Genomic DNA, 26,313 nt, shown 5'->3' on the forward strand with positions numbered 1-26,313 from the left:
AATTATAAGGCTGATAGTATTAATATCACTATCAGCCTTACAGGTTATTTAACGTTTCAGAAAAACTATAATGTCAAGATTAACTATACAGTATCTAATTCCTTCAAATAATTTTCTATCTTCATCAACATTAAAGGATTGTTATAAATCTTACATAACTCTCTTGCTTCTATATAATAATTTTTGACTTGTTCTTTGTCTAGAAACTTGGCTCCAGCATTTCCTACAAGAATAAGTAGGGGAGCCAGTTGGTAGCTTGTCTGTCTTTGTTTACAGAGTTCAATCGTCTCAAGAGCTTCTTGGATGGCTTCGTTATATTTTTCCTTTGACACTAAGTAGTGAGCGTAGTTGTAACGAACTCTGATGTAGCCAAATAAAAACTCTTGATGCTCAAAATTTTTTGTCTGATATAACTCCATTAAATGAGAGTAGTTTGCCTCATATTCTTGTTCACGACCCACTAAGGAATAGAAATTAGATAGAGTATTCAATGCCTTTAAATAAATCAGAGTATTTGAGGAGACTTTTAATAATATATTTTCCAATGAAGAAATAGCCTCACACTTACTGTCATATTGATAGAAGTCAATAATAGCTTTAATCCATTCAAGGTAAGTTCGGTCTTCTAGTGTTAGAAAAGTACTTCGTTCGATCTCTATTCTATAAATATATTCCAAATCTTCATAATTTCTGTCATCTAATAGTCGAGCAGATAATTGCTTGAAATTAGAGAGGTTAGATTTAATTTCAATTTGTTCATTAAAAAAATAATCTAATGGTACTTCAAGTCGTTGTGAGAGTTTGAACAAAAGGTCTGCGGAGGGAATGAAATGCCCTCTCTCAATTTTACTAATCTGGCTTTGTTCACAAATTCCTTCTGCAAGAGTTTGTTGGGAGAGTCCTAGCTCTTTTCTTTTTAATCTGAATTTCTCTGCGAGTGTATTCATTAAAGATAATAAACCTTCCTATTTGCTTAATTTCATTATAAAATTTTTAGTTCAAAATAGCAAGTTAAAGGAATAAATAATTCTTTATGGTAATAAAAAAAAAAAAAGTTCAAAGCGCAATAAAAATAATTGCATAAATAATATATATGTGTTAGAATAAAAATAAGGAAAAAGAAAGGGGTTTCATTGCATGAGAAAAAAACGTGGAATTAAAAAATTAGTTACATTTGCATTACTAGGTGTTTTTATGTTTAGTAATACAATTCCTTACCAACAGTTTATTCAGAAGAATAAACAATTGGAGATTCGAGTGCAATCACAAAAGGAGTCCAATGGTCTTGATGTTGGGAAGGCTGATTAGTTGATTAAATGATGAAAATACTAATTAACTATATGGTATTTCTGTTTTATCTAATTTTTAATTAGAAAGAAGTGATTCTAATGTACAAGGGTGTAATTTGTTAGAATTTCAAAAATTTAGAGCATTTTTGGCTTAGTAATATGTGTTGAAGGCTCAAAATCTATGGTAAAAAAGTAGCTTTGAAAACGTATTACCTCCAAAGATTTAGTTAAATAATGAATTAACATAAAAAGAAATTATTGAAGTTCTGGAAAGATGTTGTTTCAGTATTGAAAACATTGAAAAAAGTGGGAAAAATTTGCGATTTTCACAGAGAAAGGAAGAAAAAGTATAGAAATAAGTCTTGAAAAACTGGATTTGAAGAATTATTTTGATTATATTGTTTCGGATGACAATTGCTATTGAAGATTCGTACTCAGGGATACAGGTATCAACTAGTGCTGGTATTGATACTATTGGATATTACGATTACCCATTGCCTTTATTTAATGCTAAGGCAAATTGGAAGGCTGGAAGTATGCAAGAAGTATTGAACGTAATTCAATCACAACATGAGTTTTAAAACGTCTAGACGTACTTAGAAAAATTAAAAATATACTTTTCGGGAATCTGTCCATAGATGAACAAAAGAAGCTTCAAAAAAATGTTTCTAATATTTATTTTAGGTCTATTTGTAGGTCTATTCTTAATCCCATTACTTAGACCACATATAGTTGGTTGGCTAAAAACTATATGTGGTTAATAGTAATGATAACCTTATTTAACAAAAAGTTTTCCCTTTTATTCTTTATAGCATCACTCCCACTCTTCAACTTGTTAGATATTTGGAGATGGTGGGGATTTCATTAATTGAAAGGAGATAACTAGAGGACAGATTTGTTAGTATTAGAACTTTACTATCTAACAAAATACTGTATATGAAGATTGATTTTTCGTTTCAAGAGGATACAAAATAGATTTGAAAAACATTGGGAAAACTTAATTTAAGTAAGGAAACTCGTTTTTCTATATAGCATCACACTGTACAAAATAACATTAGGAGGGTAACCATGAAAAAAATAATTAAAAAAATTACTATTTTATCGCTATTATCTACACTATTCTACGCTAGCTCTCCCCTACTTACTTTAACGGTAAGTGCAAATGAAATAATTCCTAACAATAAAAGTGCTCTAATAAAAACAGAAGACCGTAGCGCTACAGGCGCTACAGCAATCTTTTTTGGAGGGATGGTTGTTGCATGGGTTATAGATGGAACAATAACGTATGTGACAGGAAAAGCGCCTTCGGAATGGGTTGCTTGGGGATTACGTAATGTTCACAATTATATTTTACAACAAGTAAGAAACGGCGCAAGACAAGTTGTAATTCCAAAAAGTGGTCCGTACACATGTCCTGGAGTCGTAATCGACCATTCAGGGATGTGTCCATAGATGAACAAAAGAAGCTTCAAAAAAATGTTTCTAATATTTATTTTAGGTATCATTGTAGGTCTATTCGTAATCCCATTACTTAGACCACTTATAGTTGATTGGCTAAAAACTATATTTGGTTAATAGTAACGATAACCTTATTTAACAAAAAAGTTTTCCCTTTTATTTTTTAATAGCATTGTTTTGACAAATTAACTTCCACGTTTATTGGCGGTAGAAGTTGGTTTGAGAATTTAGCACTTTGATGACCTTAGATCCTTATAATCCTACACGTACAGGTATGACTTTTAGTTTTAGATATTCTCATTAGTTTAATTAAAGGAGGGACTGTGTTATGGTAACTAAGTATTACAAGTATATTCCTTGGTTGGTTTTAGGAGCTATTGGATCTTATGAGTCCGCAACTTATTTTGGACATAGTACATTTGATATACTGTATTTATCTATTGTTTTTATGATTGTTTACGTAGCTTTGTTCATTCTACACGAAAAATATCTGAAATATAAATATAAAGAAATATTTACACAGATTATGAGCAATCCTGAAAAAGATCATCATCCCTAGTAAGATATAGCATAATAAAGCCCTAGCAACCAGATTGTACTGACCCCAAAAAATTAGACAATTAATTTAAGCAAAGGATTTAGTTCTGTATTGCACAGGGCTGAGTCCTTTTCTATTATTTGTATAGAAGTGTATACATTTTTAATCTATAGTCGTAGAGATTTAGTAAAACTATAGCCAAATATAGATCTTTTTCTAAAATTTACTAATGTCTGTTATAATGGACATTATTTGAAATTTCCATTATAACAGACATTGATACAGTTTTGTAACATTATTTTGGTATAGTAATATTATAAAAGGAGGCGAGAAACATGAGAAAATTTGTTAGCATATTATTGTTGTCATTATCAATAATTACGCTAATTGCTTGCACTAAAAATAAGCAACAATCTCTGGATGGCGAATACTATTGGACATCAAGTGAAAGAAATGAATTGGCATTTACTATAAAAGGGAATAGAGGTTCAATAAAACACGGAGAAGCTGATAGTTTTACAATTGATCAAGAAAGTAACACCTTCCTTTTATCAGGAGAAGGTAGAAGTGATTCAACAGTAAAATATAAAGTTAAGGATGGCACCATTACAGTCGATATATCTGGAATAGAACATGAATATTACCAAAAAGGCAGTAAAGCATATAATAAAGCACTTCAACAATATAATAAGTAGAAATAGAGCGATGAAGTTTTGATTTCTTTCCCAATTTGGCTATAAGAAAACACCCTGAAAGATAGATAGGAAAATCTAACTTTTGGGGTGTTTTCAATTTTAAGAGCGTTGAATATGTCTTTATTTTGTGAGTGAGACACGGAAATCATTGTATTTGCTATAATCAAAGTCTTCATTAAGTCCTGTTACAAATACAATCGGTGTATAATGGCCCTCTTCCAAAATGAAACCGGCTTTTACCTTGGCATTGGCTCCCCCAAGTCCAGCAATACCGGGAAGAAGGGCATCAAAAGCTCCAGGTTCGTCTGTTTCCCAGTAATAGATATTACCAGAAGCTTGAACAGCTTTTGCTCTAGTCGTTGCTGTACGAATTGGGTTCACATCTGCTTGATAAAAGTTTGCTGTCGTAGTGACCGTTCCGTCCGCTGCCACTGTCATTTGGACATCTTTTGCGATTTCAGTTGTACCTGTCCAAGTCCCTACCAGCTCTGCAGGAACCATTTGAGATGAATCTGTAGCTTTGTCACCACTTGTTGTATTAGACGCTGTGGTTGTTTGACTTGATTGTGTTGTTTCTTCTGAACTAGATTCAGTAGCTTTTGTATTTTTCTTTTTAGAAGACTGATTTGTTTTATTCTGACCAGATTTCATAGAAGTCTGTGTTTCTTTTACGGAAGAACTGTTCTCCTCTTTTTTAGAACCACAAGCTACTAGTAGAGTTGCAGAAGTTAAGCCTAAAAGTGCTAAACTTGTCCATTTTTTCATAATTATGATACCTCACCTAAATTTATATTAGCTATTATATTACGATGTTACAGAATGTCAAGTGTTTTTGAAATATTTTTGTAACAATTGTAATTTGTCTAAATATTCAAGAGGTTAGCGCATAGGGTCACAAAGTAAGAGATTTCTATATTCTTTATTACATAGTCATCAGAAATAGAAAATCAACGTAAATAAAATGTTGTTAGAGTTTTATTGGTACAAAATTACCAACAATAATTCCTACAATTCTAGGATCTTCATCATACGAAAGAAAAATATCTTTATAGTTTGGATTGATAGAAACCAGCCTTAAGCCATGCTCCTCTCGATAAACTCGTTTAATATAAGTCTGGCTATTGCAAACTACAGCATAAACTGCTCCATCGTAATCAAATCCTGTCTCACGAATGAGAGCAACAGAACCATTTTTGTATTTGGGTTCCATTGAATCTCCAGATATCCATGAGGCGAAATCGTGGGCTAGCTCTTCATTAAAATAGACGGTATCATAGTTTTGATCGTTATAAACTGATGAACCGATACCAGCAGACATTTTTTCATAAACATGATATTCGTATAGTTTTTCTGATATCGAAATAACTTTCTTACATTGTTCTTTTTGAACTAGACTTCTAACATAACTAAGTGCTTGATCTTTTCCTTCATCTGATAAAGCATTGTATATCCTGACGATTTCTATCTCCGTAAAATAACCTTTTGGCACATTTAGAATCTGCTCTAGATGTTTCGCTTTTTCTCTTGATGGTTTTTTTACTCCTCGTTCCCAAGCAGAATAGGCTTGATAGCTTACATCTAATTGATCTGCGATTTGCTTTTGAGTCAATTTCAGCTCTTTCCTACGAGCCTTTAATTTTTCTGGTTGATACATCGTTTCCCTCACATTAACAATAATTTCAATTCAGCTTTTTGTTTTGCCTCTTTGTCTGTTAGCTTATTTTTATCCCAAACATAAGCTATAGATTTTCCTCTGTCATAAATGAGCCATACTTTTAGATTGTTACGGCAGGACTTTATTGTTTTCCAATACTCTTGGTTTAGAAGTTCTGGATATTCTTGACTGGTAACTAAACCTCTTTTGCTCACAGCTTGCTCTATCCTCGTAATAAGAGAAGTTTGATATCTGTTAAATTCTTTAATAATTTGCTCTCTTATACCGTGAAACAATAGGAGTAGTGAAGCATTTTGTCCATCAATATAAGCATCGATAGCCTGCTTAATGATACTTTCTTTTCCAGGATAATATTCTCTAAGAAGATCTAAAAGGCGATAAAACAATGCCTGTTTTGAAACATCCAGACTATTTTGAATCTTTTGAAAGGTGTCGCAACTATAATAAATCTTTGACAACAAAACAATGTCAGGCATTAATACTACAGCAGAGAAAATATTCGCTTCTCGCTCTAGTAGGTTCTCCTGATTATCAATAGATTCTGCAAAATAATTACCTTCATGCTCTAGGATAAAATGTCCTAGCTCATGACACAGCGTAAAATTTTGCTTCACAATGGGATTATCCTTTTCATAAGAAAAACTAATACCTAATTCATCAATAACAGTTAATCCTTCAATCTTGTGATTTGAGAAGTGGTGATCAATTACTTGAATTTGATATTTTTGAATACAATATTGAAAGAAGTAGTTGAAATTATAATTTAGTAATGAAATATCATGATCCTTCATGTATTGGTATAACACATGTTTTGTAGACTTACTTATTCTTGTATACAATTCATCCAAAGAATGGTACCTCCTTTAAGTATAAAATACAAAACTAAACCAAATAGGTTGAATTTATTATATAAAAATAGTGGACAGATGTCCACCATAGCTTAAAGAAAAAATTCAACACATTTTAACCTCTTATTTATTATCTTTGAATTTAGTATAGTCTTCAGATAATTTATTAATTAAGTCTAATAATGGTTTAAATTTTGAATAGTTAATTACTTCCGAATCATAGTTACTAAGGATATAGTTGGAAAAAATCTCCTTCCCAATCTTTTTTTTATTATCACCATTCTTTTTTTTAGGATCAAATATTTTTCCATCATAATTTGGGGCTATTAATTCATTATTAATTTCTTCCAAGTTAAACAAATTTTCAATTTCAATATTAGTTTTATAATCTACACTTTCTACTGGTAAAGTTATTACGAAAGCATTCAGGTCAATATGATATAAAAAATCCGATTTAATTTTCTGTTCGATATCTTTTCTCTCTAGATTTTTATCTTTTACTAGTTTACCTATAACTCCTGGCAAAGGGTTGCTTCCTTGCCATTCGTTATCTACAAGAAATAATGTGGGTTTTTGGGGAAGAGTTTTCTCTGATAAAATGCTATTAAAATACTTAATATAATTACGTTTTGTACGACTATCCTTACCACTGAAAAATTCCATTAGATTAATCAAAACAAAACCACCACCGCCACCTGACATATAGTCAAAAAAGTATCTTAATCTCTTAGAAGGTTTTAAAAAATGTATATTATATTTGAATCCTCCCTCATCTTTTGTTATTAGGTTAGGATATTCTAAATAATATTCCCGTAAAGCAGCTTTAATATATCTGCTATCTGTTTTACCTTCAGTTATTACTGTAACTTTAGGATTAGCAATGAAATATTTATAAAAAAGGAATTTTTGAAAATCCTTTTCTCTTATATTTAAATTTCCCAAATTTCTTTCCCAATCCAAGACCTGGTTATTATCATTGTCATTTTTATATTTTCGTTCTTCTGTATACAATAAATTTTTCTTATATTCAATCAAGTTGGATTTAAGTGAGTTTAACTCATCTAATCTATTATTATATTTCACCAAATCATTAATGAAAGAAAATCTCCCCTCTAATTGATCTATTGTTCCATTTTTTTCATTTATTGTAAAACTACCATTTCGATATAGCTTATCAGCCATACTTCTTGTTTTTTTGTAAAAATCTCTTGTTACATTGATCTTTTTATTTACAGAAAGACCAGTTACTATTTGTCTACTATCATTTTTCTGAAAACGAGTTTTATTTGAATTGACTATAAAACCAGAACGAGAAATAACTTTTTTGAGTTCATCTTCAAATTCGTCTTTCATATCCTCAAAATTTTTATCATTTGTCGAAAATGTTAAATCATCAGCATATCTGGTATATGTTAGCCTATACTTTTTACAAAGATGTACAATTCTATAGTCCAAAATTTGGCAAATCAAATTTGAAATTATTGGAGAACTAGGAGCTCCTTGGGGTAATGAACCCTCATAGCAAGCAATTTGTGCAATTATTGTTGCGACTTCAGGTAATTTAAAATATTCGTTATTTTTAAAAAAACCTTGCACTCTACCAAAGTGTATTGTCTCAAAAAAATTCTCTAAATCAACATTTAGAACATATCTCTTATTTCTATGGGGGACAGCATTAGTTTTAATTCCCTTTCCTTTTGAAAAACCATGAGATATATTATTCTTAACATTTCTTTCTAAAAAAAATTCTTCTTGACGTTTTACAAGTAATCTTGTTAATCTTCTTTGTACATATTTCAAACTTTTACTAGGCGCATTAATCGTTCGTTCATCACCATTTTTTTTACTAATCTTGAACGAAGTATAACAATTCTCAATTTTGATCCCATATAAAAGCCCTGTTAATTGTTTAGTTTGAACACCCAATGCATATGCTAGTGTTCTTATCGATTTTATATCAGAATATTGCATTTTTCCTCCATTATGTAAAAAAAAAGCGTATGAAAACTCATTACGCAATCGCTACGAACAAGTCAAGTATACAGATACTTGCTAAATCCCCCCACTAATGAGAGAAAGGCTTACGAACCGCTAAGCCATAAAATCTATTCATACGCATTTTAAGTTTACAACAATATCCTATAATAGTCAAGCTGAAGATTAAGTGAAAACAATTATTAAGGCAACTTCCATATTCTTCAACTTTACCATGGTTTGTTGTCTTTTTTTATTATAAACATTATTACTAGTAGTCATTATAGGTTATCTTAAATTTAAATATTGTTATTTTTATCAAATAATTTCTTTCTTTCCTCCATAAACTCAATCAATTCTTTTTTAAAGACTTCCTTTTCTTCATCAGTCAATCCTTTTGAGTTCATACGGAATAGTAATTCAATATTATCTAAATCTTCATCTTTATTTTCTGAGTTACCAACCAAGTAATCTACTGATACATTCAAAATCTGTGCGATCTTAACTAGATTTTCTTGTGTTGGTTTTTTCTTGCCTCTCTCCCAGTCTGCATAGGAAGATTGTCCTATCCCTAATCGTTTTGCGAGTTCAACCTGAGTTAAGTGAGCTTGTTTTCGTAATTCTTTTAAACGTTCTGCAAACGCCATAGCCATTCCTCTTCAAATTTTTTAAAAAAATTTCAAAAATCCCTTGACTTTTATCGCCAACAGCGATAAAATATAAATATAGCTGGTGGCGATATTAAAAATCAAAATAATAATCCCTACCAATTGAGATCATTGACAATTAAATAAAAAGTGCGTCTGACAACCAGAGGACTGACTATCAAACTACACAATTAACTTAGCACCTTTATTGTAATATATTTGATAGGTAAAGTCAAGTCCATTTTATGGTTGAAGTTGGGATGTAAAACAAAAGTTATTACTTTGTGGGCCTACACGCATTTCGGACTTTCGCACTTTTCCGAATAGTAAAGTGAACTGGCTTCGCCAAAGGGCGTAAGAGAATCTTAAGGGTATGATAATGACTCCCCAATGAGATTGGCTGGGAAAGCGATGGTAATTCACGCAAAGCACCTTGCTAAACGTTGCCACCGTGGAAAGAGGGATCTTTCCAACCAAATAACTTTTCTTTACTGCTGTCTATCATTATTGATAGACTTACTCTCAAGCTACTAAGTTCTTTCCTTTTTTCACTTAGTAGCTTTTTTACTTATTACAATAAAGGAGAATGATATGACAAACTTTTTTCGCACTACAATGTAAACGACTCTATGATAACTATGAATTTACCTATGGCATGTATAGTGAATCTGATAAACTTCAGGCTAAACTCTATGCTCAAGCTCAAGTAGATCTAGATCATCTCGCAGATGATGCCCGTAGAAACGGCTATGCTCATGGGGATATTCAATTCTATAGTCGTATGTTTAAACGCAAATTATTTACCCACTATTACTCAAGAGTGAAGCAACTAGCTTAGCTCTTTTTATTTTACACTCAGAAAGGAAAATCTTATGATCTCAGAAACACTTAAAATAAAACCAGAATTTATTGGCCCTGCTTACTATGAACGTTTAGGAAATGCTCCTAAATTTATTTTTGGGAAAGAAGGTAAATACCAACGTCACATCCTAAACAGCGCAGAGCACGGTGCCTTTCATGTCATCACACCAGCCTCTACAACTGTCATTCCAGAAGATGCTCTAGTAGAAGTGGTTAACCCAATCTTTTTCCCAGACACTGCTTTAAATGGCAATACTGTTGCACCTTATCTTAATGTCTTTGCGGAAAAATTGGTAATCAAAAAATAAGAAATAAAAGGAGAAAATCACATGGCTAAAATTGGATTAAACTACGGAGAAAAACTACAAATTGCTGACAAGACTTATCGTGTTATTACAGACGGGTTAGATGTCCCAGCTGTCCTTGGAAAACTGACTTTCCGTGGCATTGAGGGGCCTGATATTATCTTTGAAGTGGATCGCTCACAACGAAATCCTGATGGATCATTTGTCCAAGTCAATACAGGTGAGATCCGTGGAATTGTCGTAGGGATTCATTCTTCTGTCCAGCACGAAACACTCTTTTTCACGATCGCAGATATGTCTGAGTCTGAAATTGAAGACTTGGGCATTAAATACCGAGAAGAGGTTGAACTAGAAGATATTGTTATCACGCATACCCATGTCAATCGCAATGATATCTATAAGCTATTTGCTTCTAAAATCAAGAAAAAAGCTGGAGGCGCACCGACTAAAGAAAACAAACCGGTAGAAAATAAGAAAGAAAACTAGGAGGTGATGCAGGATGAAACTCTTTACCTATCGGGGAAAAAGAGTTCGAGTTTTTCATCGTAAGCTAAAGGGAATCACATGGTTTATCTGGTGGTTTCCTTTTTTGTTGGCTATTAGTTATTACAGCTACTTACATTTAGAAGAATTAAAAGTCCATCCCTTACCACAAGGATATTTTATAGGAACAGGACTACTTTTTTCATTGCTTCTTGCTTGGTTTATCAATCGAGTTTGCTACAGGAAGTTGCTATTTTTTCAAAAGCTAAATAGCCTTCGAATTCTCTCTCGCTTCTTGCTGGAGAATAACCTCTATCTAGTTAAAAAGGTCAGACGTGAAAACAAGATCATTGAAAAAATCACCTTGCCTCAAGTGTATATCAAACAGTCTCGCTACAAGATTGAAGTGAGTTTTATCTTAGAAGGTAATAAATTTCAAGATCGCTTTTTAAACCTTGGGGCTACGCTTGAAGTCATGTTTAACGGAGACTTTCGTAATAAAACCTTTGATAATCGCTTTATAAAATATGAAATTGCTATTAACCGAATTGATAGCCGAATCACCATCAATGAAGTAAAGGTCAAAGGCTCAAAACTCCAGCTCATGAAAGATGTAGCCTGGGATTATATCGAAGAGCCTCATCTTCTCATCGGTGGTGGAACAGGAGGAGGAAAAACCGTTGTTCTCATGACCATTATCTACGCTCTAGCTAAAATTGGCTTTGTTGATATCTGTGATCCAAAGAATTCAGATCTAGCTGGATTAAAGAAAATTCCGGTCTTTCATGGCCGTGTTTATACTAGCAAGGAAGATATCATCAACTGTTTTAAAGAGAATGTAAAGTTCATGGAAAAACGCTATGAAATGATGTCTACTTCGCCAAAATTCCAAGCTGGGAAGAACTTTACTCACTATGACATGAAACCAAAATTCATCCTGGTAGACGAGTGGGCAGCCCTCATGGCAAAGATTGATCGTGACTATAGCCAACAGTCAGAACTGATGGAATACCTCTCCCAGTTAGTTCTAGAAGGTCGTCAAGCTGGAGTCTTTATCATCTTTGCTATGCAACGGCCCGATGGAGAATTTATCAAAACGGCTCTTCGGGATAACTTTATGAAGCGTCTCTCCGTCGGTCATTTAGAATCAACAGGATATGACATGATGTTTGGAGATGCTAATAAGACTAAAGAGTTTAAAAAGCTGGATGAAATCAATGGAGTAAAGGTCAAAGGACGGGGTTATATCGCAAATAATGGTGAGTTGGCTGGTGAGTTTTTCTCTCCTTATGTACCGCTCGATCAAGGTTTCTCCTTCTATGATACCTACTCTAACATTCCGATCATGGAGTTTGAAGGAGAAGAATTCTCAGTATTTGAAGAATATAAACCACCAGTTGAAACAATTGACCCTATAGAGGAAGAGGAGACTATAGAAAACGAACCAAACAAGAGAACGCTCAAAGAATTCGCAGACGAACAAAATCTTAAAATGCCAACCTTACGCAAAATTATCTATCTCTTAACAGAACAAGGGATCATCTTTGAACGGACTGTATCCGCTATTTTAGTGGATCCTTTTCAAGAAAAACTTCTTCTTGAAATCCTCGCTCAATTTGAAGAGGGAGGACGCAGGTCTTATCCAAAAGCAGTTGAAGCGACGATTGTTCATCATGGGCTAGGACAAGGGCAAGGGCAAGCCTGACCGCAGGTCAGGCGCAGACCGTAGCCCGAAGTTTCTAGGCCATGATGAAACTTCAACCCCCGTTTTCTAATTCCGAGAAACTATTTGAAATAAAAAAGAATGCTGATAAATCAACATTCTCTAACTGTATTTTTTTTATGAAGATATTAACTTTTGTCTGTTTAGCTACCAAAAGGCTACCAATAAATTTGAATTATTTTTAATATGATTTTTAGTAATATACATTATTACTGAGTTTCAATCTTTTTAACAATAGCATAAGGTTATTGTTAAAAAGGTTTACCTCGACAAACTAAAAGATATTATTTAGTTTATAATCGTATTATTTTATTCGCTATATCTTCTACAAACCTCTTATCGTGTTCCACAAATATGAGTGTAGGATTTGCTTCTTTTATAATTTCCTCAATCTGTATTCTTGATATTACATCTAAATAATTCAGTGGTTCGTCCCAAATAAATATATGAGCTGGCTTTGACAAACTTACAGCAATTAAAACTTTCTTTTTTTGTCCATCGCTATAGTTCTTCATATCTATTTCAAATAATTCTCTTGCAAAATCTAATTTTCTAAGAATTGTTTTGCACAATGTTTCATCAACACCTTGCTTATGAATATACTCGTTTAGGCTACCTGTTAAATTGGATGTATCTTGAGGAACATATGATATTTTTAAATTACTTGCTAATTTTACATCACCTGAATACTCGTGATTTAGACCTAATAAAATTTTAATCAAGGTTGATTTTCCGCTACCATTACCCCCATATATAGCCACTATATCACCTTGCTTTATATCAAAACTTATATTACTTAATATCTGCTTTTTTCCATAATATGATGATAAATCGCAAACTGATATTAGAGGATTTTTGTGGTGATGTAACGGATGCAATAATAGACTTTCCTTTGTTTCAATATCTTTTAGTAAATTCTGTTTTTCTTCTATTGCCTTATTTTGTCTATTCTCCAAATTCTTAGATTTTTTCATCATCTTAGCTGACTGATGACCTATATGCCCCTTGTCTGGTTTTACACCTGATACTTTCACGCCGTTTTTAGTATTTTCAACTTTATCAGACCAAATTTGACTTTGTCTTGCAGCTTCTTTTAATCGTTTAATATCTTTTCTTAATTTCTCATTTTGACTAATCTCAAATTGGTCTTTCATCAATTTATTTTCATACCACGATGTAAAATTTCCTGATTGGACATCAATAGAATTCCTGTTAATAGAAATAATATGATTGATACAACCATCTAAAAAATCTCTATCATGTGATATAAGCAAAAAACCTTTTTTATTTTTCAGATATTCACTGACAATTTTTCTTCCGTCCATATCTAAATGGTTTGTTGGTTCATCTATAAGTAAAAAACCATCTTCTCTTGTAAACAAAATAGCTAAAAGGATTTTTGTTTGTTCTCCTTTAGAAAGCGTTTCAAACTTTCTGTAAATAAGACTCTCATCTACCTTTAGCAAATGAAGTTCTCTAAATAATTTCCATTCTTCCTCATCTGATATTAGTTCTCTATATAACTCAATCCCTAATTTTGAAGTATCACTTAAATTGGGTGGGAATTTAATAAAGTCAACACTTTTGCTGATTTTCCCCTTATAAACTTCTTGGTTTAGAAGCAGCTTAAATAGTGTTGATTTCCCAATTCCGTTTCTTCCTATTAGTCCTGTTTTCCAGTTCGTATCAAATGAAAATGATACATTTTCAAATACAGGTTTTACATAGCCATAATATGAGAAAGTAAGGTTTTCAATTTTAATTGTTGACATAAAAACACCCCCTCAAATTCAGATTTGAGTATTTCTTTTTCTAAACTCAAAATATATTCTTTCAATTAGACTCACCTCCTAACAAAATTCTAATTTGTTCTATTATACCAAATTTACTCCTGTCACATAAAGCTAAACAGAAAAATATTACAATCTTGTAATTACTGTATTTCTATTAAGCTTAACTTTGCCTTTTCTCTTGATATAGTCTTCAATATCAAACACATTCTTTTTATCAAAATCTTCAAGTAACTTATAATTCTTGTGCTTTGTAATATCGAACTTATCCGACAAAAATGGTCTGACGCCTCAAAGCTGGAAGATATCTTGCCTCTCGTTTCCTCTATTTTCCCAGCATTTAATAAATGCTTTAGCTTGCTTTTTTTGTTCCCGGCTATTATTCACTTTGTGCTCCCCAACTACCACATTATTTTGATTTATTTAATAAATCCTTTAAAGTGTTAATAATTTTGTTTTTATCTGTTTCTGTCAATTCATACTCTCTCAATAAACTAACAATTTCTTCTAGTCCGTCATCACGTCCTTTTAAAATCTCAAAAGATGTACCAAATATTTCAGCTAATTTTTCTACTGTTTCATCTTTCGGATTTCTCCCTCCGTTTTCCCACCTAGCGTACTGGGCTTGAGCTACACCTAACTTTTCAGCAACTTCTAATTGAGTAAGTCCTGCTTCTAGTCGGGCTTTTTTTATATTGTCTTTTAACATTTTAAAATCCCTTTCGTTTTTCTATTGACTTATAACCAAAATGGTTGTATTATGCTTATATATCCAAAATGGTTATATAAAAACAAAGCATACAAAATAAGTGATACTAGTTAACTTTATGAGTATGCAAAAACACCCCAGAAAGCTCTGCAAAGCGTTCTGAGGCTTTCGTTTTAAACCAATACAATTATACCAAAATGGTAATAAATAGTCCATAAGAAGCGAAATATGGCTAGATTGAGGATGTTATGACATCTATACAATTGGTATTTCCAATCAATAAAATGAACAATACTCATTCTTTTTATTCGCCTAGTTTAGAAGAATATATTCAAGTAAATGATAATGAATTTGAAGATATTAGAAGTGAAGAAATTGAGCTTCGAGCACTTGAACTGCTCTCGACTTTTCTAGACAAGTACTTTAGCTATTTTTTAAACCAATTAAATTGAAGGTTGGGAGGCAAGTGCGAGGGCGCAGGCCGAAGGCAAAGCGCCCGAAGCATGAAGTACTTCCAACCTTCAATTTAAAAGCTGGCGTTTCTAACAGCCAGCAAACCGATACACTTAAGACAACGTCCTAAGTAACGAGTCATTGGCAAAAATCAATAGTAGCAACGAATTACGCAGATTTTAAGTATAGAAAGGAGGCGTTACAGTTGAAAAATACCATTCAATCTCTACGAGAATATCAAAGTCAAGTAGATTTATCAAAACTAGAAAAATCTATTTATATCAGCATTGACAGATTAACAGTAATCTTTGATAGTGAGAACCAATCACTTAGACGAATATTTCGTGAATTACGAAAATCACTCGATAATATAATTCAAGAATTTAGTATTCAAGAAAATCTAAGAGAAGACTATTTTACTCTTTATAAAATGATAAACGAAGATAGTATAAATCTAATTTTCTTTCAACTATCGGATTATGGTGGTTATCAAGTCATACGCCTAGACTTCAACCCAAACTCACTAAAAGAATTTGAGGGGTTACAAGTGTGGAGGCAGATTATGAATTACGCTCGATTAAATCGATTAGAAATTAGACTGTCACGATTAGATCTTGCTTTTGATATCTTTAATAGGCCAGAAATAGTTTTTTTACAACATATCAAAGGAGGGGTTAGTCATAAAATATTCTACGGTAGAGGGGGAAATATAGAAAGTAAATACTGGGGTGCAAGTGGTAGCAACGTTCAAGTACGTTTGTACGATAAGAATATAGAGGTATTAAGTCACAAAAGAGATGATAAATTAAAAATAGAAAGCAAGCCCTTTTGGTGGCGGTTAGAGTTCCAACTTCGGACAAAGGCTATAAACGAAGAAACCATTTCAGAGATTTCTAAACGATTGGAGAATTTTAGCTTTTTTAGTCTTTCAAGTGTTCCAGATGATAGCAAAGCATTTGCTTATATCTTTCTCCATGAACCTGCACTCTTACCCGAATTATTCCCCTATCTGAAACCTAACACTATTAGAGTTAAAAAGACTAGGCTTAGAAAACATTTAAAAGCATTTGATAGTAGCTCATTTTCTTTAGAGCTACAAGATGCACTTAAAGAACAAACCCCACGATTAAATAATGAACTCAAACAATTAATAGGAGAATTCCTAGAACTTACTAGTAAAGGAGAAATTGATTTATGAACGATAAATTAACTATGACAGTACAAGAAATTATGGACTTAGGTTTTTCAAAATGGACTGCTTATAATATTTTACGGCAAGCAAAACATATTATGGTCGAGCGTGGTTTCGATTTCTATAACAATAAAGGACTTGGAACTGTTCCAGTATCAGTTGTAGCAGAGATACTTGGATTGGAGGAACTCCATGTCAAAAACTAGATATACCGGTGTTACGAAAGATGATAAGACTGGCAAATATACTTATTATTTTAAAGCTGGAGTTGACCTAGCTACTGGTAAACCTTATCAAGAACGTAGACGTGGTTTTCAAACCGCAAAAGAAGCCTTTGAAGCACGTACAAGAGCATTGAACAAGGTACAACAAAAAGGAGGAATTAAGCATACTCAATGGACTTTTAAGCAGTTTATGGAAGAAGTTTTTATGCCAAATTATTACGCTACAACAAGTCCGGATCTCGAACACAGACGTCAAGTTATATTCGATGAATTTATTCAATACTTTGGTAAGAAAAAACCTAGAGAAATTACTACTTATGATGTGATTAATTATAGAAACGGTTTATTAGAGAGATATTCAAATTCATATGCAAGAAACAAGATGACTTTGCTTAATCAAGTTTTGAAAACTGCAAAAAAATATGGATTGATTTTTCATGAAATTCCCACAAGTAATATCAGTCCAATTCCAATCATAAAAAAACATATAGATTTTTGGACAAAAGACGAGTTCCAAAAAGTAATACAATGTCTTGATAAAAAGAGTTATTTTGAGCACTTTGTTTATACGCTTTTTTGGCTTTATTATTTTACAGGAATGCGTGTAAATGAGGCGACTGCTCTTTATTGGGAAGATGTAGATTTTGAAAAGAAAACTCTAGCAATCAATCACAACTTACAGTATATAAACCGTGAAAATTGGGTTCGGCGTAACAAACTAAAAACTGAAAGCTCCAGACGAACCATTGGCCTTGATGATAATACTCTAAACGTACTTAAAGAATGGAAAGAACGACAAGCAAAAGTTGACAAGATACCATTCATTCTATCACTTGATGGAAATCCATATCGTAAACGTAGTATTAGAGACCAGATTCTAAAATATTCTAAACGAGCAGGAGTTAAATACATTCAACCAAAAGGTTTAAGACACTCCCATGCGTCATTACTTATTAATGAATATAATGTAAATGCTCTATATATTCAAAGACGATTAGGTCATTCTGATGTCAAAACTACACTTAGCATTTATAGTCATTTATACCCAAACGCTGATTCCGAATTAACAGATAAACTCAATCTGATATCAAGTGATTTTATCGACTAAATCTCTTTGGCTACCAAATTAGCTACCAAAAAAGGAAATACACCTCAAAAAGCCTCATTTTAAAGGGCTTTTTTTCATATTTTCCCACTATTTCTAATAGGGGGGTTACATTTGGCAAAAACGCCAAGTCCACCCCTCCTCATTCCTTATGGGAGTTGGGTTTTCAATTTTTATGAAGTGTGTCACTTTCGTCAAAAAAGTGTGTCACTTTGTTAGAAAGAGGTGTTGCGATGAATGGACAAAATTAGTCCTTTTCATATTAAGAATTTCAGAAAACAAACAGGACTTAGTCAAAAAGCATTTGCACAAGTTGTTGATCTCCCTACAAGAACCTATCGCTCTTATGAAACAGGCGAAAGAGGACTGACGATTGATAAGTTTAGAGAACTTAAAGAAAAACTTGGTTATTACCAAGAGTGCGATAAAAACAGTCTTCGGGCTCAAATCGACTATCTACGATTGACCTTTCCTAGATTGAAGGATTTAGATGCTTTCTGTGAAAACTTTCTTCACTGCCACCTAAGTGAATTTACAGACCAAGAAACCCGTATTATGAACTATACCCACTTGTGGCAACGAGGAAACATCTGGATTTTTGATTTCTTTGATAAGTCTGTGACCAATGACTACCAAACTTGTCTTCAACTATCTGGTCAAGGATGCCGTGAGCTGGAATTGCTTCTAGAAGACAAGGGGATCACTTGGCAGATCTTTCTTCAAAACATTCTTTATTCCTATGAAGACGTTCGGGTGAAGCGACTCGATATCGCTCTAGACGAACTATATAAGGGTTATGGTCACGAGGACGAACAAATTCAAATCCCTAAATTGATTGATAAACTCTATTCCAAAGAGATTGTTCTAGATACGATCAAGAAATGGAATATCACGGGTGGTGGATCTTTCACAGATAATGAAGACATGGAAGCGAATCACGGCTTGTCCATTTATTTTGGGAGCCGTCAAAGTCAACTCTACTTCAACTTTTATGAAAAGCGCTATGAAATTGCTCGAATGGAAAACATCTCCTTGGACGAATCCTTGGAGATTTTTGGTATCTGGAATCGCTATGAATTGCGATTTTCAGATCAGAAAGCTCAAGGCATTGTGGAGGAATATATCAACGGTGTAGATCTCGGAGAAATCGCACGAGGCATCATAAACAAAGAAATCCAAGTCTATGATGGAGTTACTCGCTTTGGAGCCTATAAACCTGATGAGAAATGGCAACAGCTCTTTGGAGGTGTCGAACCCTTAAAGCTCTCAACCAACCCACAGCCTTACAGTATTGAGAGAACGATTCGCTGGCTAACCTATCAAGTTGCGAACTCCCTTGCACTAGTCACTGAAGCAGACAAGATCCTCCAAACAGAATACATGAAAATGATTCAGAATAGCGGAGAGATCACTGATCGAGGAAAAGCCATGTTACGACTTCTCAAAGCCAATAAACACTATGAACACTAGAAAGGAAAAACTATATGGAATACAAAGTTCAAATCAATTCACTAGAAAACTTTAAAGCTTGGTCTGGTGGACTAACCACCTTGAACACTGTCCGTGAACGTGGTGGAGTGGATACCCTAACCGTCATTTGTGAAGATATCTTCTCTGGTGATACACCAACTGAAGGACAAATCAATGACTGGCTCTGGTTTGATTCAGATTTTATCTACCAAGCTCTAGGCTACGATGATCTGCTTGAGGCTTCTTGAGATGCTGAAGAAGATTTATCAAACAGACTTTCTGCTTCTTCCAGAACAAGAATTCTGGCATATGTACGTTCTCTTACGAAAAGGAAAGGACTTCTACTATGAATGCGCTGGAAGATCTACCGAAAAACCACCAGATGCGAAAGGTTTCTATGACTATGAACATGCTTGTTTCACGCTAGATGGTCAAGTGTTGAGCGTAAATAAAAAAATGCGCCCCTCACTCATTACTTATATCCAAAAGACCATCAAAGACAATCAAGAAACATTTAGAAAGGAAATTGAAATGGCAACTAAAACTATTTTTGAAAAGAAAGTATCTCAAGTCACGAATGAACTGGGAGAATTACTTAAAAAGAAAGATCACAGAGAGGCTTGGACCAAGGCTGGAGAATTAAATAGTCTCCTTAAAAAAGAAGAAGCCAAAGACCTAAAGCCTGACCTGATCGAACAACTCCAAACTGAGCTACGAGGCTACTATTACATTAATGGCGAGATCGAAAAAGCCAATAAGCGCCTCTATGCAAAAGGTTCAAAGCTCATTGAACTTGCTAGTCTCTAAAAGGAGGATCTATGGATAAAGCCAAACGCTACTTGCTTCAAGCAAAAGAATATCTCTCACACTTTAAAAAGGTGGAGAAAAAAGGAGGCCCACCAAAACTAAAAGTCACAAATAAAAAGACCGTCAATATTGCAGTCATAGGAGGAATTGCTTTCCTCCTTTTTGTTGGTCTCTTGGGTTCTATTCGTGCTATCACACTATCAAATAAAGTAGGAGCACTACAAGCTCAAGTGGAGGCTACAAAAAAACAAAAGGCACAGCCAATGGAGGCTAGTAGAAAATATGACTACAAACTCCAGTACTACTTGAATGACTACGTCTATGCCTATTTCACTCTTCCACAAGAAGGGGATAAACAACAAGCTCAAGTGGAATACTTAAATAGCTTTTACAACTTCATTCCTGATGTGAAAGCTCAAGGTCAAGTTCGAAATCCTAGTGAGCTTCTCTACTCTCAGTTAGTGACTGTAGAAGGAAAAGTTGCGACCTATAAGATCAAATACAAGGAGACTATCCGCCGAGATAATAACACAGAAGAAAAAGAAATCGTTACAGGTTTCAATATTCCATTTGATGAAAAAGATGGGAAATATTATATTTCTGGCCTTCCTTGGTTTTCTGCTATTGAATCTTCACAAGCTGGACACTTTAGCGAAGACGATCAGCTCCAACTAACTGCTAATGATCACTTTTCGGATACTCAGCGTAAGAAGGTTGAAAAGTTCCTCAAGGTTTTTTTCACCAACTATACTACTAACCAAGACAACCTCAATCTGATTGCTAAGGATGTGGATATTATAGCCAATACCACCTTCAAAACAATTGATTATACCTATCTAAAAAAAGACGGTCAAAATCTAATCGCATATGTCCAAGCAACTTTTGAGGTTGGAGGGACCACTCATTCAGAAAACTTCACTTTTACTCTCTCAGAAAAAGAAAAGACCTACTATGTCACAAAACTAGAACACACCATTCCACTAAACTATGCAAATGATAAAGAATAGGAGAACTCTATGAATACAGACAATCTACGAACCTTCCTCCAGGGCGACGGAATTTGGATCCTAACAGCCATTGCCGTGCTCTTAGCGATCAAAGCTTGGCGAAACAGTTCTTGGCTTCAACTCTTCTCTGTCGTTGGTTTCTATGCCGTTATTGTTTCGATTGCGAAAGGACAAGATATCCTAAAAGCAGTCGGCTGGTTCCTACGACTCTTCGGTATTGAATCAGGACTTTAAGTATGAATGAAGAAAGACTTTATGATTACAGTAAGGGCCTAAATGCTCCTTATTGGATCCAAGAAATCAAGACAAAAAAGGGCACTCGACTATGGTACTTTGCGACACCCATGCAGTTGTCCTTTTTCATTGTCTTTATCATCGTTTTTGTGGCCATGTTACTCTTTGGAGGGTTTATCTTTGTGCCACTCGCAAAAATCACTCACTCAATTTCTCTCTTGCTCTATTGGTATCTCCCTTACAAATTGGCCAAATTTTATACTGAATACGAGCCTCACGGTAAAAAGATGCACGTCTTTATCGGAGATTACCTGATTTACTTCTGGGATTTTAAGCTAAACAAAAAAGCTATCTACCACGAAGATCGAATAGAGACTGTAGAAGAAATTGTCTTTGAAAAAACAAATCTATAGAAAAGGAGGACCTATGAGTATTACTTTAACTTATCCTATTAGGGAAACACATGAAAATCTAGCTCTCAAAAAAAATCAAACAGTCGTTGCGTATTACCGTATTCCAAACACTCCCATCACGATTACAGATGATGAAAAAAAAGGCAAACACAAAATCACTGTTGCTCAAATGATGAAGAAGCTCCAGAAAAACAAGTTCTTTGAAATATCTCTGATCCCTAAAGACTATCTCTTAGAAGAGAAAATGCGGGACTTTTCAGATGCTCTAGCAGATGATAGTCGTGAACTAGGAGAAGAACTGCTCCTTTATACAGTGGATCGTCTAACAGATGAAATGGAAATCCCTTATCAGTTTGATTGGGTTGTTGGAGTGACCTTACGCAAACAAAATCATGGAGCGACCGTCAAAGACTTGGCCTATGAGAGCTTCAATGAATTCTCAGAAAAAATTGCCAAGGGTCTTGGCTATGAATATGAGTTAAGTCCTACCTGGTATGAAGACTATAAAAGTGATGAATTCACAATTTTCCAAGCTTTCTCCGTCCTTCGGGCAAAACGGTTATCCAATGAAGAACTCTTTTATTACCAGCGAATGCAATACCTCCGCTATATCCCTCACTACAAGAAGGAGGTGCTCGCCAATCGTGCTCAATTCAATATTACAGACACCTTGATTAAAGTCCTAAAAGGTGGTTTCCTTAAGTTAGAAAGTCCTTATGGATCTTCTTTTGTGACGATTCTTCCGGTTGGGAAATTCCCTGTTCAATTCAATGGCTTTCATCTTGGCGAATTTATCCAACGCTTAAACTTTCCCGTTGAGCTACGAATCAAGGCAGAATTCATTGATATCGGTAAGATAAAAGGTCGAATGGGACGATCGAATACACGTTACAGAAACATCATGGAAGAGGCAGAAAATACAGATACTGTCCAACAAGACGAGATCATCATGGGATCCATCTCCCTAAAAGACTTAATGAAGAAAGTCGGAAACAAGGAAGATATCATCGAATATGGAGCCTATCTGATCGTCTCCGCTTCTAGTGTGAACCAACTCCGTCAAAGACGGCAAGTGGTTTTAAACTACTTTGATGATATGGGAGTCGAAATTAGTGAAGCCTCTCAAGACGGTCCTTATCTTTTTCAAGCTCTGCTCTACGGAGAAAACCTCCAAAAGAAAACTCGCACCTGGACACATATGGTCACAGCTCGTGGCTTTTCAGAACTCATGCCCTTCACCAATACTTCTTCTGGAAACCGTATCGGTTGGTATATCGGCCGAGTAGATAACTGGACAGGTCGTTGGGACAATATAGCTAAAGCCATTGATTCCTCAAAGAACATTGTCCTTTACAATGCGACAGTAGGAAATAAAGAAGATATTGCTGGAAAGATTACCAAGAACCCACACATCATTATTACGGGGGCAACAGGTCAAGGAAAATCCTTCCTTGCTCAGATCATCTTTTTAAGTGTGGCTTTACAGAACGTCAAGACACTTTATATTGACCCTAAACGTGAACTTAGAAATCACTATCAAGAAGTGATCAACTCACCTGAATTTGCACGTCTCTATCCTGAACGCAAGAAACAGATCGAGAACTTTAACTTTGTGACATTAGATAGCTCACTGCCATCAAACCACGGAGTCTTAGATCCTATTGTCGTTCTAGATAAAGAACAGGCTGTAGAGGTCGCCAAAAACATGCTCGAGTTTCTACTACAAGCTGTGGATGATGTCACGATGGATCAAAAAACAGCTATCACAGAAGCTATTAATGCGATTGTGGAGAAACGAGTCGCTGGTGAGAAGGTCGGCTTTAAACACGTCCTAAAAGTACTTAGAGAATCAACTTCCTCTGAAATTGCTTCGGTTGGTCGTTATCTGACTTCAATTGTCACAAACTCTATCTTGGAACTAGCCTTTTCAGATGGAACCACTCAAGGGCTTAACTACGAGTCACGAGTGACTATTCTAGAGGTCAATAACCTCAAGCTACCAAAGGATGATTCCACAAAAATTTCAGATCATGAACGCAACTCTATCGCTCTCATGTTTGCGCTTGGTGCCTTCTGTACCCACTTTGGAGAACGAAATGAAAATGAAGATACCATTGAGTTCTTTGATGAAGCATGGATTCTTATGAAATCCGCAGAAGGAAAAGCCGTTATCAAAAATATGCGTCGGATTGGACGCTCCAAAAATAATACCTTGGCACTGATCACTCAGTCCGTACATGATGCAGAAAATGACGATGATACAACTGGATTCGGGACTATCTTTGCTTTCTATGAAAAGTCTGAACGAGAAGATATCCTAAAACACGTCAATCTAGAAGTCACTGAAAGTAATCTCGAATGGATTGACAATATGATCTCTGGTCAATGCCTGTACTATGACGTGTATGGCAATCTCAATATGATTTCCGTACATAACATCTTTGAAGATATTGATATGCTTCTAAAACCAATGAAAGCTACGGTATCATCAAGCCTTGAAAATAAATATGCTAGTTAGGAGGTGGATCCATGCAAGAAGCTTTTGACAAACTAAGAGGAGTCGATATCTTCTCTCTCAAGTCCTATATGGAGCCTACTGGGTTCGCTTCTTTTAACGGGGCTTGGGTTCTGATTAATGAGCTTTTCGTCAACTTCTTCTTTTTCATTCTAAATGCAGTGGTGGGATTCTTTTCTTTGCTGATACGAATTCTTGAAAAAAATGATCTCTACTCTAGCTATAAAAACTATGTGTTTAATGGAGCAATGAGTATCTGGAAAGGATTTATCGGTTCAAATGGGAGTGGAGTTGCCAAGAACTCACTCGTTTCAATGTTGCTTCTGATTTTAGCTTTCTACCTTTTTTATCAATATTTCTTTTCGAAAGGATCCTTTTCAAGAACACTCCTTCATGTTTTTCTAGTTCTCATCCTTGGCTTTGGTTACTTTGGAACAGTTGCAGGGACCTCTGGTGGTCTTTATCTGCTTGATACCATCAATAATGTCTCTAAAGAAGTCACTAAAAATATCACTCATATTAAAGTAGAATATGGAAAAAATAAGACGATCAAAATCGGTGATTCTATGGCAGATAGCTATATAGCAGAAACATCTTATAAAGCCTATGTCTTTGTCAATACTGGACAAGAAAATGGGAAATATAAGAATAGCCAAGACGGAAAACAAGAAACTTTTGACGATAGTAAGGTACTAGGAACAAGCGATAAAAATGGAAACTTTACAGCGGTTAAATCCAAAGATCGTTCTAAATATCTAGATGAACTAGGCAATGGAGCTAATGACGATGGCGAAAAGAACCGTTGGGTTTCGGCAATGCCTGATTTCATCTTTACTCGTATGTTTTATGTCATATTTAAAATTTTTGACGCTTTTGTATTAGCGATACCTGTTATCTTGATTCAAATGTTAAATGTCATTGCTCAGACACTTGTCTTGATGATGATCCTGCTCTTTCCAATTGTGCTATTAATGTCCTTTGTACCAAGAATGCAAGATTTGATCTTTGGAGTTCTAAAAGTCATGTTTGGTGGGTTACTTTTCCCAGCTATCACAAGTCTATTAACACTATTAGTTTTCTACATTGAGAAAATGATCGAAAACATTATCATTACAGGCTTTGATGGTATTCTTAAAACACTCCCATCCTTGATCATCTTTGGCCTTGTCTTTAAACTACTCATTTCAGTTGTCTCAAAAGGACTCGTATATTTCTTTCTATGGAAATACAAAGCTGAATTGCTCCAATTCATTCTTGGATCCAAAGCTCGAATGGTGGCAAGTGATATTGGAAATAAAGTTGAAAGTGGGATCACAAGAACCCGAGAAGTGGCTTCACAAGTACCATCACGAAGTCTTTCATCTGCTCAACACCTTGGAAATTTTGCTTTAGCAGGTGCTGGTTTCGGAGCTGGAATGCTCATGAATGCCAAGAGTCACTTCCAAAATGTTGGTTCTTTCTTTACCAATAAGGAATCAGAGCACCAACCTGATGAAGTGCTCCCAACAGAAACGCTTGAGACTCCAGAAAGTCCGGATGCTCCAGAATCAAGCATTCCAAAAACAAAGGCAACACTAGAAGGGGTTAAACCAGTTGAAGAAAAAACACCAACTCCTTCAATGGAATCCCCAATCACATCGGAGCCAACACCAAGTTCAAACGAGGAATTCCAAACTCTTAAAGAAGAATGGATTTCTCCATTTAAACAACTCCGCATTAATAGTATTGAGCGCAAATTAGAGGGATATAAAGACCCTCAAGCTATGTACAAAGCCCAAGGATCGAATGCCTTCACTCGTGCTTATAGAAAGACTATGACACGAGATGATAAATTGAGAGCCAATATTGAACGAAGAGACCGATTAACAGAACGCTTAAAACAACTTAGAGGAGAATGA

The 26,313-nt window shown here is 34.6% G+C and carries 27 protein-coding genes and 1 pseudogene; 19 read left to right on the forward strand and 9 right to left on the reverse strand.

Annotation, left to right across the window (positions count from 1 at the left end; genetic code table 11):
* Nucleotides 1-83: 83 nt before the first annotated feature.
* Nucleotides 84-947, reverse strand: a complete 864-nt coding sequence (locus tag M1G14_RS00985; protein ID WP_195529487.1) for a helix-turn-helix domain-containing protein — start codon at nt 945-947, stop codon at nt 84-86.
* 190 nt (nt 948-1,137) lie between these two features.
* On the opposite strand from M1G14_RS00985, the gene M1G14_RS10920 reads away from it, so the two are divergent.
* From M1G14_RS10920 to M1G14_RS01000, 4 genes are all read left to right on the forward strand, one after another.
* Nucleotides 1,138-1,308, forward strand: coding sequence for a PhrA family quorum-sensing system peptide (locus M1G14_RS10920; RefSeq protein ID WP_001227861.1), 171 nt, complete (start codon nt 1,138-1,140; stop codon nt 1,306-1,308).
* 1,049 nt (nt 1,309-2,357) lie between these two features.
* Entirely contained in the window at nt 2,358-2,741 is a 384-nt protein-coding gene (locus M1G14_RS00990) for a hypothetical protein (protein WP_247926132.1), read from the forward strand.
* A gap of 334 nt (nt 2,742-3,075) precedes the next feature.
* A complete protein-coding gene (locus M1G14_RS00995) occupies nt 3,076-3,306 on the forward strand; it encodes a hypothetical protein (RefSeq protein WP_045760127.1) in 231 nt (76 codons plus the stop codon).
* A gap of 314 nt (nt 3,307-3,620) precedes the next feature.
* Entirely contained in the window at nt 3,621-3,980 is a 360-nt protein-coding gene (locus M1G14_RS01000; protein WP_247926133.1) for a hypothetical protein, read from the forward strand.
* A gap of 120 nt (nt 3,981-4,100) precedes the next feature.
* On the opposite strand, the gene M1G14_RS01005 is transcribed toward M1G14_RS01000, so the two are convergent.
* The 5 genes from M1G14_RS01005 to M1G14_RS01025 form a co-directional block, all read right to left on the reverse strand.
* On the reverse strand, nt 4,101-4,745 hold the full coding sequence (locus M1G14_RS01005) for a hypothetical protein (RefSeq protein ID WP_021153923.1): 645 nt from the start codon (nt 4,743-4,745) through the stop codon (nt 4,101-4,103).
* 202 nt (nt 4,746-4,947) lie between these two features.
* Entirely contained in the window at nt 4,948-5,634 is a 687-nt protein-coding gene (locus M1G14_RS01010) for an XRE family transcriptional regulator (protein ID WP_247926134.1), read from the reverse strand.
* Between the two features lie 8 nt (nt 5,635-5,642).
* Nucleotides 5,643-6,503 carry an ImmA/IrrE family metallo-endopeptidase gene (locus M1G14_RS01015; protein WP_247926135.1) on the reverse strand — a complete coding sequence of 287 codons (861 nt, stop codon included), beginning with the start codon at nt 6,501-6,503 and terminating at the stop codon, nt 5,643-5,645.
* 123 nt (nt 6,504-6,626) lie between these two features.
* The gene (locus tag M1G14_RS01020; RefSeq protein WP_247926136.1) at nt 6,627-8,474 is read right to left on the reverse strand and encodes a retron Ec67 family RNA-directed DNA polymerase/endonuclease; all 1,848 of its coding nucleotides are present in this window, start codon (nt 8,472-8,474) and stop codon (nt 6,627-6,629) included.
* A 302-nt stretch (nt 8,475-8,776) separates the two neighbouring features.
* Complete coding sequence (locus tag M1G14_RS01025; protein WP_247926137.1) at nt 8,777-9,124, reverse strand: helix-turn-helix domain-containing protein; 348 nt, start codon at nt 9,122-9,124, stop codon at nt 8,777-8,779.
* Nucleotides 9,125-9,779: 655 nt separating this feature from the next.
* Between M1G14_RS01025 and M1G14_RS01030 the strand changes: the two genes are divergently transcribed.
* From M1G14_RS01030 to M1G14_RS01045, 4 genes are read left to right on the forward strand one after another with little or no spacing between them, the layout of a single operon-like run.
* The gene (locus M1G14_RS01030) at nt 9,780-9,962 is read left to right on the forward strand and encodes a hypothetical protein (protein ID WP_156671931.1); all 183 of its coding nucleotides are present in this window, start codon (nt 9,780-9,782) and stop codon (nt 9,960-9,962) included.
* Between the two features lie 34 nt (nt 9,963-9,996).
* Entirely contained in the window at nt 9,997-10,293 is a 297-nt protein-coding gene (locus tag M1G14_RS01035) for a cytoplasmic protein (RefSeq protein WP_247926138.1), read from the forward strand.
* Between the two features lie 21 nt (nt 10,294-10,314).
* Nucleotides 10,315-10,776, forward strand: coding sequence for a hypothetical protein (locus M1G14_RS01040; RefSeq protein WP_006149314.1), 462 nt, complete (start codon nt 10,315-10,317; stop codon nt 10,774-10,776).
* A gap of 13 nt (nt 10,777-10,789) precedes the next feature.
* Nucleotides 10,790-12,478, forward strand: coding sequence for an FtsK/SpoIIIE domain-containing protein (locus tag M1G14_RS01045; RefSeq protein WP_247926139.1), 1,689 nt, complete (start codon nt 10,790-10,792; stop codon nt 12,476-12,478).
* Nucleotides 12,479-12,789: 311 nt separating this feature from the next.
* On the opposite strand, the gene lsa(C) is transcribed toward M1G14_RS01045, so the two are convergent.
* From lsa(C) to M1G14_RS01060, 3 genes and pseudogenes are all read right to left on the reverse strand, one after another.
* Complete coding sequence (lsa(C), locus tag M1G14_RS01050; RefSeq protein ID WP_075227096.1) at nt 12,790-14,268, reverse strand: ABC-F type ribosomal protection protein Lsa(C); 1,479 nt, start codon at nt 14,266-14,268, stop codon at nt 12,790-12,792.
* A 147-nt stretch (nt 14,269-14,415) separates the two neighbouring features.
* Nucleotides 14,416-14,577: pseudogene (locus tag M1G14_RS01055) on the reverse strand (conjugal transfer protein); the annotation flags it as partial.
* Nucleotides 14,578-14,695: 118 nt separating this feature from the next.
* Entirely contained in the window at nt 14,696-14,995 is a 300-nt protein-coding gene (locus M1G14_RS01060) for a helix-turn-helix transcriptional regulator (RefSeq protein ID WP_075227095.1), read from the reverse strand.
* A 658-nt stretch (nt 14,996-15,653) separates the two neighbouring features.
* On the opposite strand from M1G14_RS01060, the gene M1G14_RS01065 reads away from it, so the two are divergent.
* The 11 genes from M1G14_RS01065 to M1G14_RS01115 all read left to right on the forward strand — a co-directional run bounded on the left by M1G14_RS01065 (nt 15,654) and on the right by M1G14_RS01115 (nt 26,313).
* Nucleotides 15,654-16,646 (forward strand): hypothetical protein, encoded by a 993-nt coding sequence (locus M1G14_RS01065; protein WP_000799122.1) that lies wholly within the window; start codon nt 15,654-15,656, stop codon nt 16,644-16,646.
* On the forward strand, nt 16,643-16,846 hold the full coding sequence (locus M1G14_RS01070; RefSeq protein WP_000998327.1) for a DUF3173 family protein: 204 nt from the start codon (nt 16,643-16,645) through the stop codon (nt 16,844-16,846). The genes M1G14_RS01065 and M1G14_RS01070 overlap by 4 nt, the downstream gene beginning before the upstream one ends.
* On the forward strand, nt 16,833-17,972 hold the full coding sequence (locus M1G14_RS01075) for a tyrosine-type recombinase/integrase (RefSeq protein WP_000047856.1): 1,140 nt from the start codon (nt 16,833-16,835) through the stop codon (nt 17,970-17,972). The genes M1G14_RS01070 and M1G14_RS01075 overlap by 14 nt, the downstream gene beginning before the upstream one ends.
* A 234-nt stretch (nt 17,973-18,206) precedes the next feature.
* The gene (locus M1G14_RS01080; RefSeq protein WP_247926140.1) at nt 18,207-19,439 is read left to right on the forward strand and encodes a replication initiation factor domain-containing protein; all 1,233 of its coding nucleotides are present in this window, start codon (nt 18,207-18,209) and stop codon (nt 19,437-19,439) included.
* 14 nt (nt 19,440-19,453) lie between these two features.
* A complete protein-coding gene (locus tag M1G14_RS01085) occupies nt 19,454-19,687 on the forward strand; it encodes a hypothetical protein (protein WP_000456042.1) in 234 nt (77 codons plus the stop codon).
* Nucleotide 19,688: 1 nt separating this feature from the next.
* Nucleotides 19,689-20,246, forward strand: coding sequence for a conjugal transfer protein (locus tag M1G14_RS01090; RefSeq protein WP_247926141.1), 558 nt, complete (start codon nt 19,689-19,691; stop codon nt 20,244-20,246).
* Between the two features lie 11 nt (nt 20,247-20,257).
* Nucleotides 20,258-21,253, forward strand: coding sequence for a conjugal transfer protein (locus M1G14_RS01095; protein ID WP_247926142.1), 996 nt, complete (start codon nt 20,258-20,260; stop codon nt 21,251-21,253).
* A 9-nt stretch (nt 21,254-21,262) separates the two neighbouring features.
* Nucleotides 21,263-21,487, forward strand: coding sequence for a TcpD family membrane protein (locus tag M1G14_RS01100; protein WP_003005585.1), 225 nt, complete (start codon nt 21,263-21,265; stop codon nt 21,485-21,487).
* Between the two features lie 2 nt (nt 21,488-21,489).
* The gene (locus M1G14_RS01105; RefSeq protein ID WP_247926143.1) at nt 21,490-21,900 is read left to right on the forward strand and encodes a conjugal transfer protein; all 411 of its coding nucleotides are present in this window, start codon (nt 21,490-21,492) and stop codon (nt 21,898-21,900) included.
* A 13-nt stretch (nt 21,901-21,913) separates the two neighbouring features.
* Entirely contained in the window at nt 21,914-24,418 is a 2,505-nt protein-coding gene (locus tag M1G14_RS01110) for an ATP-binding protein (protein ID WP_247926144.1), read from the forward strand.
* Nucleotides 24,419-24,429: 11 nt separating this feature from the next.
* Nucleotides 24,430-26,313, forward strand: coding sequence for a phage tail family protein (locus tag M1G14_RS01115; protein ID WP_247926145.1), 1,884 nt, complete (start codon nt 24,430-24,432; stop codon nt 26,311-26,313).

Origin of the sequence: Streptococcus parasanguinis (genome assembly GCF_023109675.1) — a bacterium.
GTDB lineage: Bacteria > Bacillota > Bacilli > Lactobacillales > Streptococcaceae > Streptococcus > Streptococcus parasanguinis_I.